The sequence below is a fragment of the Thiospirillum jenense genome, assembly GCF_014145225.1.
Lineage (GTDB): Bacteria > Pseudomonadota > Gammaproteobacteria > Chromatiales > Chromatiaceae > Thiospirillum > Thiospirillum jenense.
This window is the reverse complement of the sequence record NZ_JABVCQ010000010.1, coordinates 1-16,779: the sequence shown is the minus strand read 5'-3', so window position 1 is coordinate 16,779 and position 16,779 is coordinate 1. Positions and strand designations below refer to the sequence as shown.

Below are 16,779 nucleotides of genomic sequence, written 5' to 3'. Positions count from 1 at the left end.
TCAACAGAACCCCTTGACCAAGGCCGGACCGACTTCGTTAAGCGCCAGCACCTGATCGGCTAATCCGGCATCAATAATCGCGGCGGGCATCCCAAATACCACGGACGAGGCGGCATCTTGCGCCCAAATGTGGGCACCCTGTTCTTTCAACGCCCGCGCCCCTTCACGACCATCAGCGCCCATGCCAGTCAGCACCACCGCCAGCACCTGTCCACGCAGCGCGGCCACGGCCGAATTGAACGTCATATCCACGCTAGGTTTATAAATCGTGCCGGGCGGACTGTCTTCGATTTTGATGCGAATTTGTGACCCAGTTTCCAATAACATCTGCCGCCCGCCGGGCGCGAGTAACGCTAATCCCGGTTTGAGAACATCGCCATCCGCCGCCTCGCGCACCTCAATTTGGCACAGTTGATTAAGACGCTCGGCAAACGCGGGCGTGAAACTGGCGGGCATGTGTTGTACCAAAACCAGCGGTAACGGAAAGGTTTTTGGCAAACATTTCAACACTTCTTGCAACGCCACCGGGCCACCAGTGGACGTTCCGATCAAAACAGCGCGCAGCGTACGCACGGGTTTTAAGCCTGATTGAGGTGATGGAGTTGCGGTTGCCGACGTGACGGATGCTGTAGTCAACGGGCGGGCGGACGGTAACAGCAACATCGTCTCCGCACCAGCCGGACGGGCGCGGGTGGACGGGTTACCGGCAGATGTAAGCACAGCGCGTGCCGGGGTGACAGGTGAACTGGTCGCCACTGACCGCGGCTGCCGTGATCGCGCCAACGTCCGCACCCGCCGCCGCAACAGGGTTTTGGCACTATTTTCATCGCTGGCCATCTCGCTGAAGCGCTTGGGTAAAAAATCAATCGCCCCCGCCTCCAGCGCATCGAGCGTCGCCCGCGCCCCGTCCGTTGTCAGCGTGGAAAACATCAAAATCGGCACCGGCGCTTCAGCCATCAGCCGCCGCACCGCTGAAATGCCATCCAACACCGGCATCTCGATGTCCATCGTCACCACGTCGGGTTTCAAGCGTTTGACAATTTCAATCGCCTCCAACCCATTGGTCGCGGTGCCAACAACCTCGATGCCAATATCGGCGTTGAGAATTTCCACGATGCGGCGGCGAAAAAATCCCGAATCATCAACGACTACGACCCGTACCGCCACCGTTTACGCTCCTACCGCCATCGCAACGGCACCGCGGCTACTACGACGTCCATAATTTGCCTTGCCCATGATGCGTAAAAGTTCTGGAATATCAAGGATTAACGCAATCCCGCCATCGCCGGTGATGGTTGCACCAGCCAATCCCGGCACGCCCTGCAAGCCAACGCCGAGCGGTTTAATCACCACCTCTTCTTGCCCGACCAGCCCATCCACCACCAACCCAACTTTGCGCTGCCCGACGTGAACCACCACGACATGCGCCTCCGGATGCGGCTCCGGTGGACGGCGCGGCTGCACCCAGTGCGCGATGTACACCAGCGGCAGCGCGTGATTGCGCACCATCATGGTTTCCTGTTCGTCAACAAAATGACTGCGGTCTAAATCCAAATCGAGAATTTCCGACACTGACGCCAGCGGAATGGCAAAGCGCCGCTTGTCTAAAATCACCATCAGCGCCGGCAAAATCGCCAACGTCAGCGGTAATTTGATGCGCAACGTCGTGCCGCGCCCCAGTTCCGAGTCAATCTCCACCGTGCCGTTCAACTGGGTGATGCGGGTTTTGACCACGTCCATCCCCACGCCGCGGCCGGAGACATCTGAAATTTCTTCTTTGGTGGAAAAGCCGGCGAGGAAAATCAGGTTAAAGGCATCACGGGCGGACATGCGCTCGGCCGTCAACGGATCAAGTAACCCTTTCGACACCGCCTTGTCACGCAAAATGTGCGGATCCATGCCGCGCCCGTCATCCTCAATCACCAGCGCGATGTGATCGCCCTCCTGTGCTGCACCGAGCGTCACCGTCCCCTTGCGGGGTTTACCGCGAGAGGCGCGCACATCCGGCATTTCAATCCCGTGATCAACGGCGTTGCGCACCAAATGCACCAGCGGATCGGCCAGCGCCTCAACCAGATTTTTGTCGAGATCGGTATCCTCGCCGTACGTTTCCAGATCAATTTCTTTGCCCAAATTGCGCGCCAAATCGCGCACCACTCGCGGGAAACGGCTGAACACCTTTTTGATCGGCTGCATCCGCGTTTTCATCACCGCCGTTTGCAAATCTGCCGTTACCAATGCCAGCGAGCCAATTGCTTTAGCCACCTCATCATCAGCCGTGCGCGCCCGCAACATACTCAAACGGTTACGCACCAGCACCAGTTCACCGACCAGATTCATAATTTCATCTAAGCGGTGCGTATCCACGCGCACGGACGTTTCCGCCGGTGGCGCTGCCGGTTGACGAGCGGCCGCTTTACTACCAGCGTCAGCATCGCTGCCATTCGTCACCGCTGCTGGTGGGGACGCCGGTTTGACCGGCGGCGGGACAGCGGGTTTTGCAGTAGCCGGTGCTGGCGCAGGTGCGGCGGCTTTGATGGCGATTGGCAACGGTGCCGCCGCCGCGGGTGGCGGTGCAACTGATGGTGCCGCCACCGTCGCCCCCCCTTGATTTTTTAATTTATCAAGCAGCGCCTCAAACTCATCATCGCTAATCGAATTGGAATTAGCCTGACTTTTAGGTGGCAAGGGCGGCGGGGCGGGTTGTTGACTGCTGCCGAGTACGTCCAGCAGACGGTCATATTCGGCTTCGGTGATGTCGTCACCCGCCTCGTCGGTCGCTGACTGGGCAACCGGCGATGCTGGTGAGGGCGGGGTTGTCACAGGCGGGGGCGACGGAGCGGCGGTGGCATCTTCTGGAACGGCAAATTGATCCAGCGCCGCCAATAACGCCGGGGGCGCCGCACCGGGTTCTTGAGCGGCTTGCAAATCACCAAACATCACGTTGAGAACATCCAGCACCTGTAGCACCGTGTCCATCAACAGCGAATTGATTTTGCGCTCGCCATTACGCAACAAATTAAATACATCTTCAGCGCGATGGCACACCGCCACCAGACTGGTCAAATTCAGAAATCCCGCCCCGCCTTTAATGGTGTGGAAACTGCGAAACACCGCATTTAATAAATCACGATTCTCCGGATCCTGTTCTAAAGCAATGAGTTGCTCATTGAGACCTTCGAGCAATTCTCCAGCCTCAACCAGAAAATCTTGCAGAATTTCGTCATTCGGATCAATTGGCATGACGGCGGTTCCTTGGAATCAACACACCCACTAAAAACCTAAACTAGACAGCAAATCATCCACATCATCTTGGCCAGTGACGACATTCGCCTGCACATCTTTAGTATTCGGCACCGTTGGCCCGCGTGATTCAATTGCCGCCACCGCCTCATCTACCTCACTGGGGCGCGGGGCGGCCGACTTCACCGCCTCCATGCGCGCACTGGACAGCCGCACCAACCCGACGAGGTTTTCTTCAACATCCTGCACCAGGCGAATGACGCGACTAATGATCTGACCGGTTAAATCTTGGAAATCCTGCGCCATCATAATTTGTGACATCAGCGAGCGCAGCCGATCCGTTTCCGTATCCGTCATCGCAAAGAACGCATCCAGGTCATTAGCCAACTGACGGAATTGATCCACCGACATTTCACGGCGACGAAACCGCACCCAATTCGCCGCCAACTCAGCGGCCATGGCGTGAATCTGTTCCGCAATCGGGAGCCCCGCGTCAACGGCATTGAGGGTACGATGGGTCGCCTGCTCGGTCATGGTGATAACGTAATTCAGACGTTCTTTGGCATCTGGAATTTCGTCGCGGGTAATTTCCAACAGCCGCGAATCTTCACGAAAACCCTTGAGTGCTTCGTGCAAATCCCGCGTCAGCTTACCCAACTCGGCAAACAACTCGCGCTCAAATGGCGCACTCAAGCGATGAATCGTGATTTCAACGGCTTCGTCATCACCCCGTTGTAGCTGCTCAACCAGCAAGCGCGCCAATTCCAACTGTGCCTGCCGTTCTTCCTCACGTTGCGTGGTGGTCGCCATGGTGTAATGTTCAATCCAGCGGGGACGGTTGTTGATTCCAATGACTAGCAGCGGCACCAACACGCCAGTAGCGTCTTAGTGCCGCAAAAATCCCCCAACACTCGCAGACATCTGGCCGTTGGGTGGATTAGCAACAGTATAACCAAATCACACAATTGTCTTGTGGCAGCGTTGCTAAACTGAGGTCGGCAGGATACGAGCGCCGCCTAGCTTTCGAGACGTTCAAAAATCTTGTCAATTTTTTCTTTCAACGTCTCCGCAGTAAATGGTTTAACAATATAACCATTAACACCCGCCTCGGCCGCTTCGATAATCTGCTCGCGTTTGGCTTCCGCCGTCACCATCAACACCGGCAACTTTTGCAACGCCGGATCAGCGCGAATGGCCCGCAACAACGCGATGCCTTCCATGTTAGGCATATTCCAATCGGTGACGACAAAATCAAATGAACCATTTTTCAGCATCGGCAGCGCGGTACTGCCATCATCGGCTTCAGTGGTATTGTTAAACCCCAATTCACGCAACAGGTTTTTAATAATACGCCGCATCGTGGAAAAATCATCCACGATCAAGATTTTCATGCCTTTATCCACACGCAACTCCTCATCAAAATAGATTCTAGCGATTAAAGGTGTTATTCAATACGATAAGCTGGCGTTTGTCCACCGCCATTGAACCAGTCGTGCAATCGCGCCCGCAGCCGCAAAATCGCTTGACTGCGAATTTGACTCACCCGCGACTCTGTGACCTCTAGCACGGCGCCAATTTCGCGCAGGTTCAACTCCTCATTGTAATAGAGCGCCAACACCAAACGCTCTTTTTCTGGCAGATCAGCGATTGCGTCTGCGAGTGCGGTACGAAATTGGTCAGATTCTACCTCGTCGCCGGGGGTATTCAGCCCAATTGGTAAGCGCCGATCTGGATCGCCCTCCTCGCCAAAAAAATCATCGATGCCCAGCAAATGCGTTCCCGCGCTATCCTGTAACATCGCGTGATAGTCAGAGAGGCTCACCTCCAACACGGCGGCAATTTCGCTGTCACGCGCCGCTCGACCCTCGCGGCCTTCAATGGTGGCAATGGCGGCGGCCACGCGGCGACTGTTGCGGTGTACTGAACGCGGCGCCCAATCAGCGCGGCGCAGTTCATCAATCATCGCCCCACGAATGCGAATTCCCGCATAAGTGGCGAACACCGCGCCTTGCCCACTTTGAAACTGGCGCGAGGCTTCAATCAAACCAATCATGCCCGACTGGATCAGGTCATCAATTTGCACCGATGCCGGAAGTCGCGCTGCCAAATGATGAGCAATGCGATGCACCAACTCAATGTGCGCAGCGACCAGTGCTTCCGGTTGTTCGGCACTGCTGAGGTAGCCTTGCAAAGAACGATGTGCGGCCATTAGACACTTTTTAACATCCGTTCAACAAAAAAGCCGATGCCGCCAAGATTGGCTGCCGAAATGCTCCAGTTATCCACTTTGCGCGCCAAGTCACCAAACGCCTGCGCCGAGATACTGGTGGGGTACAGACTCACCACCGGGGCGCGGCGCTGAACTGCCCGCCGTAATTGCTCATCCATCGGGATAAATCCGGAAGCATCCACCGTCACATCCGGCAAATATTGGGTACACACCATCACTAATTTTTGCGCCAAGCGCCGCCCAGCTTCAACACTGGACATCATGTTACAAATCAGGCGAAAGCGCCGTACACCGTGATCTTGGTTTAATACTTTAATCAAGGCATAGGCGTCGGTAATTGAGGCCGGTTCATCGCAGACCACCACCAACACTTCTTGAACCGCTTTGCAAAAACTGGTGACGGATGCTTGCACCCCGGCGGCGGTATCCACCACTAACACATCCAGTGGTTCTTGGTAAGAGCTAAAAGCGCGGATTAATCCCAAATGTTCGGCATGACCCAAATTAGCCATGCTGGCGATACCAGATGCGGACGGCACCAATAGCACCCCATCGGGGCCTTCAACCAGAATACTGCGTAGATCATCTACCGCCCCCGTGACCAGGTCATGCAGGGTTTTACTGGGGCGCAGGCCGAGTAATAAATCAGCATTAGCTAACCCAAGATCGGCATCAAAAATCATCACGCGCCGGCCAAGACGGGCGAGGGCGACGGCAAGATTGACGGACACATTCGTCTTGCCGACTCCGCCTTTGCCACTGGCAACTGCGATAATTTTTAATGGAGTGTTAGAAACCGACATGCGGGCGTTTACTAAACGGCACCACCGACTCCAAAATCATTCCCGCTTGACTGTCCGCGTGATTGGCGTAGGGGTTATACGCTGACAGCTCATCAGCGCCACCCATCCCGGCGGTGCTCTGCTGCCCAGCCCAGCGGCGGGGTTGCTGTTGAGTCACCACTTCACGCAAAGCAAGGCTAGTCAAATGGGCGGTGTCAATGGCGTGAAAATCCTCTGTAAGTCGTTGACCATCACTATAAAAAGTTAATCCTAAACGTTGTTCGAGGAGGACAGATAGCACCTCACCGAGCAAAGCCGCTTCATCCACTTTAGTCAGCACCAAAGCGGTCGGCTCGCAGCCCTCAAAAGCCTGTAAAATTTGATTCATAACTCGTGCCTGATGTGTAGCGGCAACAACTAACCAGGTTTCTAAACTGGTTTCGGCACGCACCGTCGAAAACAAGCGCCGCTCCATCATATCGCGTGCCGCCCGTCCAGCGGTATCAATCAGCACCAAGCGACCATCGCCGGTGTGACTGGCCAAAGTGGTTAGCTCGCGCTCATCTTCCATCAACATCACCGACAACCCAGCCATTTGGCCGAACGCTTGCAGTTGTTTGTAAGCGCCAAACCGCTGGCGGTCGAGCGTAACCAAACTCACCGCCTCACGCCCCATGCGTCGCATCTGCCGCAGTGCCAGCCGGCTGATCGTCGTGGTTTTGCCAACACCGGTCGGCCCCACTAGCGCCAGCATCCCGCCACGTTCTAAAACATCAGGTTGCGTAACGGTTAAGGCGGCTGACAGGCGCGCTCGCAATCGTGACCAAGCGGTTTCAATATGCTGATCTTCGGCAATGCCTCCGACCAGACTGCGCGCTAATTTTTCGTTAAAGCCGCAGTGTGCCAGCCGCGAGACCAGTTCCGCTGCGAGTGGATGACGTGCTGCCCACTGCGCCATTTCAGTGGCGTTATTTTGTGCCACGAGCAGGTGACGCAGATCACTCAACTCGCGCCGCATCGCCTCTAAATCGGGATCACTGGGAGGTAGATTATCACGAGAACGCGCCGTCGTTCCAAGTTTAGCCGGTGTGACGCCCTCTTGCTCGACCAACTCGCTATCGAAAGCCGCCACTACCTCCAGCATCCCGTCCACACGATGGGTGGATAAGATCACCGCATCTGGTCCCTGATACTCGCGCACTTGGCGCATGGCCTCGCGCATATCCCGCGCCCGATAGCGTCGTACATTCATGATAATTCCCCTCAACCCGCAAGCCTAACCGATGGTGCTTAAAGCAATGATGTTGATCACTACCCAACCCAGATCAGTTGCTTGCCCCTACCGGGGTCGGCTGAGTAGTTTTAAGATGAGCGTCTTGGTGCGGGTGCGTCGTTCTGCCCGACGGTGGCGACAACCCGAATGCGCCGATTATCTGGAATTTCTGTGAACGCCATCACTGATAAATTGCGCACCGCCCCGCGCAGCCAACTGGCAATCCACGAGCGAATTTCGGGCGCCACTACCAACACGGCTGGGGAACCTTCGACCTCCAAACGCCGTGCCGTATCCGCCACTGCGCGTTGAATCCGTTCTGCTAACCCCGGTTCGATACCAATCGTTTCACCTTGACTGCCTTGTAGTGACTTATGCAAGAGTTGTTCCAACGATGGTTCCAGCGCAATCAACGGCAGTTCCTGATCGGGACCAACCAAATCCTGCACAATTGACCGCGCCAATGCCACGCGCACGGCGGCGGTGAGGGTGTCAGGATCCTGACTGGTCAGGGTCCGCTCTGCCAGTGTTTCGGCAATAGTGCGAATGTCACGAATGCTGATTTGTTCAGACAACAGGTTTTGCAGCACCTTGAGAATCACGCCCAGCGATATTGACTTGAGATTGTCCACCAGTTTGGGTGAACGCCGCCCGAGTTGATCTAATAAATGCTGCACCTCTTCATAGCCGATCAGGCGGTGGGCATTTTCCCGCAGCACCTGTGACAAATGCGTGGCGATGATGGTGGCGGCATCCACCACCGTGTAACCCGCGCCCTGCGCCGCGTCCCGATCCGCCGGATCAATCCACAGCGCGTCTAATCCAAACGTCGGGTCTTTCGTCGGTGTGCCGGGGACATTGCCAAATACCTGCCCGGGGTTAATTGCCAATTCGCGCTCGGGAAAGACCTCCGCCTCGGCAATGGTCACGGCGAGTAATGCAATGCGGTAATGATTCGGCCCCAATTCGAGATTATCCCGAATATGCACCGGTTGAATTAAAAAGCCGAGTTCTTGTGACAACTTGCGGCGAATGCCTTTAATCCGCCCCATCAATTGCCCATCTTGGCTGCGATCAACTAATGGAATTAAACGATAACCCACTTCCAGCGCAATTAAATCCACTGGCGGCACGTCTTCCCACGACAACTCGCGGGTTTCGGCGCTGGGAATTTCCACGCCCGGGGGTAAGGCACTTTCGGCGGCCGCGGCAGTGTCCCGAATGCGGCGGGTGCGCAAATAACCACCACCACCCAGCAGCGTTGCCAAGCCCAAAAACACGAGGTTGGGCATTCCGGGAATCAAGCCCAACAGCCCGATGATGCCGGCGGTGACGTATAAAACTCTTGGATTATCAAACAGTTGGACTGTGACCTGTTGCCCCATGTCTTGCGGCGTGGAGACGCGGGTGACGATTAACGCGGTGGCTGAAGACAGTAATAACGCCGGCAATTGCGCGACTAAGCCGTCACCGATGGTTAATAAAACGTAAATCTCCGAGGCTTCACTCAGCGACATGCCGTGCTGCGATGTGCCAATAATTAAACCACCAATGATGTTGACAAATAACACCAAAATACCGGCAATGGCGTCGCCGCGCACGAACTTACTTGCGCCGTCCATTGAGCCGTAAAAGTCGGCTTCCCGCGCAACTTCCTCGCGCCGCCGCCGCGCATCATCTTGACTAATTAACCCGGCATTAAGATCGGCATCAATTGCCATTTGTTTGCCGGGCATGGCATCTAATGTAAAGCGGGCGCTCACTTCAGAAACACGCCCTGCACCTTTAGTGACGACAATGAAGTTAATAATGATGAGAATAGTGAAAACCACTAAACCAGCGGCGAAATTACCGCCAATGACGAATTCACCAAAGGCTTCAATCACATGCCCCGCCGCGGCGGTGCCTTCCGCACCGTGCAATAAAATGACCCGCGTTGAGGCGACGTTGAGGGCTAATCGCAACAGGGTCGCAACCAATAATACAGTTGGAAAAATGGCGAAATCTAACGGGCGCGGTGTATAAATCGAAACCATAATGACGATTAATGACAACGCGATATTAAAAGTGAATAATAAATCGAGTAAAAATGGCGGCAGCGGCAATACCAACATTGCCAACAGCGCCAAAATAAGTATTGGGGCGCCGAGGGCGAGGCGATTAAGAATGCCGAGACGTTCAACAACTGTAGTCATAGTGATTTCCGCCGTGCTTGACGGGCGCGGTTGGGATCAAGATATTCCGGTGGCACGGGTAAATCATGCGGCAATTCAACTTGAATATCCTGCCGCCGTAATTGATACACATACGCCAAAATCCGCGCCACCGCGACAAATAAACCATTGGGAATTTCTTGATTTAATTCAGTGGTGAAATAAATTGCCCGCGCCACTTCGGGGGCTTCAATCCGCATCACGTCGTGTTGTTCCGCTAATTCACGAATAGCAAATGCCACACTATCCATCCCTTTTGCTAATAAACGCGGAGCGCGCATCGTGTCGGCATCATACCGCAATGCCACCGCATAATGTGTTGGATTGGTAATCACCACATCCGCTTTCGGCACTTCCGCCATCATCCGTTTTTGTGCCATTTGATATTGCAATTGCCGAATACGACTTTTAATTTCCGGTCGTCCATCCGTTTCTTTTTGTTCATCCTTGACTTCTTGTAAAGTCATGCGCAATTGTTTGTTATGATTCCACAATTGGAATGGCACATCAATTAAGGCTAAAATAATTAATGCACTAGAAACGGTAAAGAAAATCCACGCGGATAATTCGCCGGCGTGAACAATAGCGACTGCGGCCGGCTCCTGCCCTAAACCTAATATCTCATCAACAATGCCCCATAATGCCATGCCGGCAACAATACTCACCACCAAAAATTTGCCCAGTGCTTTGACTAATTCAATTAGGCCAGTGCTGGAAAATAACCGTTTAATCCCTTTGATTGGATTTAATTTACCGAAATTGGGCATTAACGCTTTGGTGGAAAAGTTTAAACCACCAATTAATACTGAACCGAATAGTGCTGCCAGTGCCAGCACGACAAATAACGGTGTTAACGTTAATAGTGCGGTGCGGATTTGTTCATGCAGCGCAGTGACTAATAAAGCGGTATCAAACGCCTGCTCACGATCAATGGTGAATGCCGCTGTAATATGTTGACTAAGCTGCGTTCCTAGATAGCCACCATAAATTAAAATAAACCCGCCGCCCGCCATCAACTCGATAACGGTATTTAATTCTTTTGAACGCGGAATTTGTCCCTTTTCACGCGATTCAGTAATGCGTTTACCGGTTGGTTGTTCGGTTTTCTCTTGACCATTTTCATTTTCAGCGGCCATAGTGTTACATCCTCAGAAAATGCCGCATCAGCCCAAAGCTGGCGGTTAATAACTCTTTTAAGCCGGTCAAAATACCGGGAAGTAACAAGAGTAATAGCAAGAATCCAACCATCATCATTACCGGGAAACCGACGGCGAAAATGTTTAATTGCGGCGCAGCACGTGCGACCACACCCATTGCTAAATTGACCACTAATAAAGCGGCGACGGCTGGCAGCGCAATCAATAATGCGGCGGTGAACATATCACTGCCAAAACTGATTAATGTCCATAAATTCTCAACGGTTAAACTGGACTCAGCGATGGGAAAGGTTTTGAAACTGTCGAGTAATAACTCAATTAACGCCAGATGCCCGTCGAGGGCTAAAAAAATTAACGTGGCAATAATGACAAAGAATTGTGACACAATGGGCACCTGTACGCCGGCATTGGGATCAATCACCGAAGCAAAGCCTAAACCCATTGATAATGCGACAATTTCTCCCGCTTGGGTGACGGCAGAAAAGACCATTTGTAATAAAAACCCAATGGTCAAGCCAATTAAAACTTGAATAAATAAAATGACTAAACCATTGGGGCTGAGGGGATCAATTGTTGGTAATGGTGGTAATTGTGGGGCAATTAATACGGCGAGCAGAAGTGCTAAACTGAGGCGGACTTGGGTGCTAATGCCCTGCGCTCCAAAAATCGGCGCAGCAATTAACACGGCACTAATGCGTACAAAGGGCCACATTAAGCCATTAGCCCATTGTATAATTTGTTCAGGCGTGAGAAACATCGCGGTAAGTTTATTGTGTTTTAATTGCCATCACGCTAACCCACCAGAGTTGGAATGGTGGCGTAGAGCTTGGTTGTATAATCGGTCATGGTGGTGAGCATCCAATGACCGAATAATACAAAGGTAACAAAAATCCCCACCAGTTTAGGAATAAAGGTGAGGGTCATTTCTTGAATTTGTGTGGCCGCTTGAATCATGCCAATAATAATACCAATGCCCAGTGCAATTAATAACACCGGGGCGGCAACTAACATCACGGTCACGGCCGCATCTTGTCCAATATCTACAACTAATTCTGGTGACATGATAATTTGCTCCGGTGATTTATACAGTGAAACTGCGGGCGAGGGTGCCGAGGACTAATGACCAGCCGTCAATTAAAACGAATAGCATGATTTTGAATGGCAATGAAATAATCATGGGCGATAGCATCATCATGCCCATTGCCATTAGCACACTGGCGACGATTAAATCAATGACTAAAAAGGGAATTAGAATTAAAAACGCGATCTGAAATGCGGTCTTTAATTCACTGGTGACAAAGGCGGGAACTAATAAGGTAAAGGGAATGGCATCAGGTGAATCAAACCCGTCAAGGTCATTCATTTTGGCAAACATGGCTAAATCAGATTCGCGGGTTTGCACGAGCATAAAGGCGCGCAATGGTTTCGCCGCTGCGGCCACGGCCGCTTCAGTGCCTAATTGTTCTGCCATATACGGTTGAATGGCGTCGGTGTAAATCTTTTGAAACACCGGCGCCATGATGAATAGGGTTAAAAACAATGCTAACCCTAATAAAACCTGATTAGATGGTGTCTGTGCGGTGCCTAATCCTTGCCGTAAAATGCCTAATACGATAATGATGCGCGTGAATGACGTCATCATAATGAGTGCCGATGGTAATAGCGTCAGCACCGTCATTAAAACTAGCACTTGGAGGGTGACGGAGTAAGTTTGACTGCCGTTAGCCGCCGGCGTCATTGTGACCGCGTCAAGCAGCCCCGGCGACTGGGCGGCAACCGGCAGCGCCAGTGTCGTGAGGAGGAGAGTGATTAACAGTGCTGCGGGGCGGGGCGAACCGTTCATGCTCAGGAGTTCGGCTGGAGACGTTTCCTGAGGATTGTAGCAAAGTTTGAGCCAAAGTTGACGGACGGCGCGGCGTTGCTCAGATCAAGTGGTTGCGTCAAGTGATGCAGGCAATCAATGCCGTTCGGGGTGACGCCGATGAGCAGTTGTTCGTCGCCAATTTGCACTAGCAATAGTCGTTCCCGTGTCCCGACAGCGCGCACGGCTAAAATGTCAATCAATTGACGATTGCTGCCCACAGTGCCAGAAACCCGACGCATCAGCCACGCGAGACCGATAATTAACGCAACGACAAATGCTAAACCACTGATGATTTGCAGCAAATAACTGCCAGTAATCACTGCCCCACCATTCATTGCCGTATCAGCTGCCGCAATTGAATGAATACCGCCCAGCACTGCTATGGTTAATAACCACTGGTGACGCGGCAGGGCGCTCATTTTAATTTCCTGATGCGTTCACTGGGGCTAATGACATCGGTTAAGCGAATCCCAAATTTTTCATTCACGACGACCACTTCACCGTGTGCAATGAGTGTGCCATTGACTAATACGTTTAATGGTTCTCCAGCTAACCGATCTAGTTCTACTACCGACCCTTGATTTAATTGCAACAAATTGCGGATGGGAATTTTTGCCCGTCCAATTTCCATTGACAAGGTGACTGGTACATCTAGCACCATGTCCAAGTTAATTTGTTCATTCGGCGCGGTTTGTGAATCACTGAAATCTTCAGGAGTTAATGGGCGAACATTATCTTCTGTTGGGCTTGTTTCGGCCTTGGGCCATTCAGGCGCATCGCCATTGCGCGGCGGCGTTGGATTGGCGGGAGTAGGAGATGTTTCATTAGCCACCTGATCGTGTTCCTCTTAATTGTAAAGTTGAAATGCTTTAGCCGATTTAATTTAATTAGCGTTTAATTCGTTCAAATTAAAATGCCAGTGCCATCAAATCGAGATATTTAGATCAATTGTTCTGGCGCTCGACTTTTTACAAATCCTTCAATTTTGATTGCGTTCGCACCATTGGCCACACCGAATCTACCGCGAAAAAGGGGAATCTCTTCGACGTTTAATACCACTTCATCAGGAAAATCAATTGGAATCACATCCCCGGGACGAATATCGAGTAATTCCTCAATAGTCAAGGTCGTGGTGGTGAGCATAGAACTAATTTCAACCTTGGCCATTTTCACTTCTTCTTCCAACGCATTCAGCCAGCGTTGATCCACGCCCGAGCGATCTGATTGCAAACCCGTGTCAAGATGTTCTCGAATTGGTTCAATCATTGAATACGGGAAGGTGACATGTAAATTGCCGCCACCGCCGTCAAGATCAACATGAAAATCATTAATGACCACAATTTCACTGGGGCTAACGATATTTGCAAATTGCGGATTAACTTCAGAATTCATGAACTCAAACTTGAGTGGCAATACCGGCTCCCACGCTTTTTCCATATCTTCAAATGCGGCTTCTAATAAGTTTTGAATGACACGCAATTCCATTGGCGTAAAATCGCGCCCTTCAATCCGTGAATAATAGCGCCCGTCACCGCCAAAAAAATTATCTACTAAAATGAATACCAACTTGGGGTCAAAAACAAATAGCCCAGTGCCGTGCAATGGAATGACGCGCACCAAATTCAAGCTAGTTGGTACATAGAGCGAATGGACATAATCGGCAAATTTAATTAGCCGCGTCCCAACCACTGAGATTTCTGCTGACCGCCGTAGTAAATTGAATAAATGAACACGCAAATGCCGAGCGAAGCGTTCATTAATCATTTCCAGCGTTGGCATTCGCCCGCGTACAATGCGTTCTTGCGTCGCAAAATTGAACGAACGCGCCTGGCCATCCGCCGGAAAAGGATTTTCTTCAACGTCAATATCACCACTGTCAACGCCATGTAAAAGTGCATCAATTTCGTCTTGACTGAGAATGTCAGTTTGTTGAGCCATGCCAAGAATCCTTAATAATTAAATGACATTGTCAGTGGTGGTAGTTATTGCATGACTAATTCAGTGAATAGGATGTGTTCAATTGGCGCGGGTTGCCCGGCATGTACTAAGCCGGCGGCAATGACTTCTTGAATCTGGGTGCGCAGCGTTTCTTTTCCCGCTGGTTGATTCAATTGTGCATAGGCCTGTTCGGCTAATAACGTGAGAATGTCATTGCGAATTTTGGGTAAATGCTGACCAATTGCCGCGACAACATTGGCATCTCGCGTAACAACCGTGATTCCTAGCCGTAAAAAGCGCACCGGCCGCACGGCCGCGAAATTAGAGGTGAGCGGTTCCATTGGATAATAAATGAGCGGTTTTGGTGTGTTATCTGGTTCAGCAACCGTTTTGCTCAAATAAAAATAAACGCCGGCACCTGCTGCCGTTGCCGCAATTAACACCACAAAAATAATGATGATAATCAGTTTAAGATGACCACCAGACTTGGTTGGTGTTTCTGGTTTTGCATTAGATTTTGGAGCTGCTTTAACGGGCGCTTTACCTTTTCGTTCAGCCATGTGACACCTAAAAGATCATTGAATCTAAAATCGTGTGAGTAATCGCACAACACCGCACATTGAATGATCGCTATTGCGCAGTGTGGGTTTGCATAAACTGTCAATTATAGCAGATTCGCATTCCAACCATGTCCCCTTTGCCGATTATACAAATAGATCGAGTTTGCGAGCGAGCGCCGATAGCGTACTGCGTGGGGCGATTGTCGTCGTTTCAGCGGCAATCAGGTCGGCATCATCGCCAAATTGCTCGCTATTCGTGGCATGTTGCATCAACGGCTGACGCCAATTCTGTGAAGCATGATCCGATACCGAAACCTGCCCCAAATTCACGCCATCCTGCATGAAAGCGTCGCGCAAACGCGGTAATGCCGCCTCCAGCGCGTCGCGTACCGTTGCATTCGCCGATGCAAATTGCACATGCGCGGTATTACCATCTAATGAAATACGCACATCAAGCGCACCTAAACTGGCGGGATGAAGTTTTAATTCAGTCGTGCCTTCCTGCGCCTGCGCAATCAATTGTAATTGTTCCGCTAATGATGCTGCACCACCCGGCTGTACTAATTGCGATAAATCTAATGTAAAGGGCGCTGGTGAATGATTAATCGCGGGTGTGACTGGATTAAAAGAAGCGGCTTTTAGTTGTGCAAATAAATCAGCAGCAAATAACACATTGCCAGATGTTGCCGCCGCTTGATTATTATCAGCAGCGGTTAGAGTGGATGGAGAAGCCATATCAGGCGATGTTTTATCGCCCATTGAACGTTGTTGATTAAATGCAAGTGTCATCGCAGAAACAGCGTCAGTATTGGACGGCGTGTTTAATGACGGTGCGCTCGTTTCATTTAATGATTGCTGTGGCATGAGCGGCGCCATTACTTGCACAATAGGATCATGCGTTGTAGCCGCTGCTGGCATTGAACTAACTGCCGTGTGACGATTATTCACCGCCGTTAAAATCGCATTTAATAAAGTCGTGGTCGCGTCATTATTCACCGGCGTTGAACTGCCCGCCGGTGCAGTGGATTGATTAGTTACACCCGCCGCCGGGGTTGAATTAACCGCCGGCTGCGTGTTATTCACCGCCGTTAAAATCGCATTTAATAAAGTCGTGGTCGCGTCATTATTCACCGGCGTTGAACTGCCCGCCGGCGCAGTGGATTGATTAATTACACCCGCCGCCGGAGTTGAATTAACTGCCGCGTTATTGCCATTCAGCGCCGTTAAAATCGCATTTAATAAAGTCGTGGTCGCGTCATTATTCACCGGCGTTGAACTGCCCGCCGGTGCAGTGGATTGATTAATTACACCCGCCGCCGGGGTTGAATTAACCGCCGGCTGCGTGTTATTCACCGCCGTTAAAATCGCATTTAATAAAGTCGTGGTCGCGTCATTATTCACCGGCGTTGAACTGCCCGCCGGTGCAGTGGATTGATTAGTTACACCCGCCGCCGGAGTTGAATTAACTGCCGCGTTATTACCATTCACCGCCGTTAAAATTGCATTTAATAAAGTTGTT

General features: G+C 51.7%; 17 protein-coding genes. All 17 read right to left on the bottom strand.

The features are described 5' to 3' along the window. A complete protein-coding gene (locus HUK38_RS05970) occupies positions 1-1,167 on the bottom strand; it encodes a chemotaxis-specific protein-glutamate methyltransferase CheB (RefSeq protein WP_182583416.1) in 1,167 nt (388 codons plus the stop codon). Between the two features lie 3 nt (positions 1,168-1,170). Continuing rightward, positions 1,171-3,243, bottom strand: coding sequence for a chemotaxis protein CheA (locus HUK38_RS05965; protein WP_182583415.1), 2,073 nt, complete (start codon positions 3,241-3,243; stop codon positions 1,171-1,173). Between the two features lie 30 nt (positions 3,244-3,273). After that, the gene (locus tag HUK38_RS05960; protein ID WP_182583414.1) at positions 3,274-4,053 is read right to left on the bottom strand and encodes a protein phosphatase CheZ; all 780 of its coding nucleotides are present in this window, start codon (positions 4,051-4,053) and stop codon (positions 3,274-3,276) included. 206 nt (positions 4,054-4,259) lie between these two features. Continuing rightward, entirely contained in the window at positions 4,260-4,634 is a 375-nt protein-coding gene (gene cheY, locus HUK38_RS05955; protein ID WP_182583413.1) for a chemotaxis response regulator CheY, read from the bottom strand. Positions 4,635-4,687: 53 nt separating this feature from the next. Further along, on the bottom strand, positions 4,688-5,452 hold the full coding sequence (locus HUK38_RS05950) for an RNA polymerase sigma factor FliA (RefSeq protein WP_182583412.1): 765 nt from the start codon (positions 5,450-5,452) through the stop codon (positions 4,688-4,690). Next, positions 5,452-6,276: a MinD/ParA family protein gene (locus HUK38_RS05945; protein ID WP_182583411.1), complete on the bottom strand. Its 825-nt coding sequence runs from the start codon at positions 6,274-6,276 to the stop codon at positions 5,452-5,454. The genes HUK38_RS05950 and HUK38_RS05945 overlap by 1 nt, the downstream gene beginning before the upstream one ends. Next, positions 6,263-7,507, bottom strand: coding sequence for a flagellar biosynthesis GTPase FlhF (flhF, locus tag HUK38_RS05940; RefSeq protein ID WP_182583410.1), 1,245 nt, complete (start codon positions 7,505-7,507; stop codon positions 6,263-6,265). The genes HUK38_RS05945 and flhF overlap by 14 nt, the downstream gene beginning before the upstream one ends. Positions 7,508-7,617: 110 nt before the next feature. Continuing rightward, complete coding sequence (gene flhA, locus HUK38_RS05935; RefSeq protein WP_182583409.1) at positions 7,618-9,723, bottom strand: flagellar biosynthesis protein FlhA; 2,106 nt, start codon at positions 9,721-9,723, stop codon at positions 7,618-7,620. Then, positions 9,720-10,877 carry a flagellar biosynthesis protein FlhB gene (gene flhB / locus HUK38_RS05930; RefSeq protein WP_182583408.1) on the bottom strand — a complete coding sequence of 386 codons (1,158 nt, stop codon included), beginning with the start codon at positions 10,875-10,877 and terminating at the stop codon, positions 9,720-9,722. The genes flhA and flhB overlap by 4 nt, the downstream gene beginning before the upstream one ends. Positions 10,878-10,881: 4 nt before the next feature. Further along, positions 10,882-11,655: a flagellar biosynthetic protein FliR gene (fliR, locus tag HUK38_RS05925; protein WP_182583407.1), complete on the bottom strand. Its 774-nt coding sequence runs from the start codon at positions 11,653-11,655 to the stop codon at positions 10,882-10,884. 35 nt (positions 11,656-11,690) lie between these two features. Then, on the bottom strand, positions 11,691-11,960 hold the full coding sequence (fliQ, locus tag HUK38_RS05920; protein ID WP_182583406.1) for a flagellar biosynthesis protein FliQ: 270 nt from the start codon (positions 11,958-11,960) through the stop codon (positions 11,691-11,693). A 19-nt stretch (positions 11,961-11,979) separates the two neighbouring features. Then, complete coding sequence (gene fliP, locus HUK38_RS05915) at positions 11,980-12,741, bottom strand: flagellar type III secretion system pore protein FliP (protein WP_182583405.1); 762 nt, start codon at positions 12,739-12,741, stop codon at positions 11,980-11,982. Positions 12,742-12,743: 2 nt separating this feature from the next. After that, complete coding sequence (fliO, locus tag HUK38_RS05910; protein ID WP_182583404.1) at positions 12,744-13,181, bottom strand: flagellar biosynthetic protein FliO; 438 nt, start codon at positions 13,179-13,181, stop codon at positions 12,744-12,746. Continuing rightward, complete coding sequence (gene fliN / locus HUK38_RS15500) at positions 13,178-13,594, bottom strand: flagellar motor switch protein FliN (protein WP_338065368.1); 417 nt, start codon at positions 13,592-13,594, stop codon at positions 13,178-13,180. The genes fliO and fliN overlap by 4 nt, the downstream gene beginning before the upstream one ends. Before the next feature lie 107 nt (positions 13,595-13,701). Continuing rightward, positions 13,702-14,700, bottom strand: a complete 999-nt coding sequence (fliM, locus tag HUK38_RS05900) for a flagellar motor switch protein FliM (protein WP_182583403.1) — start codon at positions 14,698-14,700, stop codon at positions 13,702-13,704. 44 nt (positions 14,701-14,744) lie between these two features. Next, complete coding sequence (locus HUK38_RS05895) at positions 14,745-15,260, bottom strand: flagellar basal body-associated FliL family protein (RefSeq protein WP_182583402.1); 516 nt, start codon at positions 15,258-15,260, stop codon at positions 14,745-14,747. Between the two features lie 144 nt (positions 15,261-15,404). Next, the coding region (locus HUK38_RS05890) for a flagellar hook-length control protein FliK (protein WP_182583401.1) at positions 15,405-16,779 on the bottom strand (1,375 nt) is incomplete at its 5' end.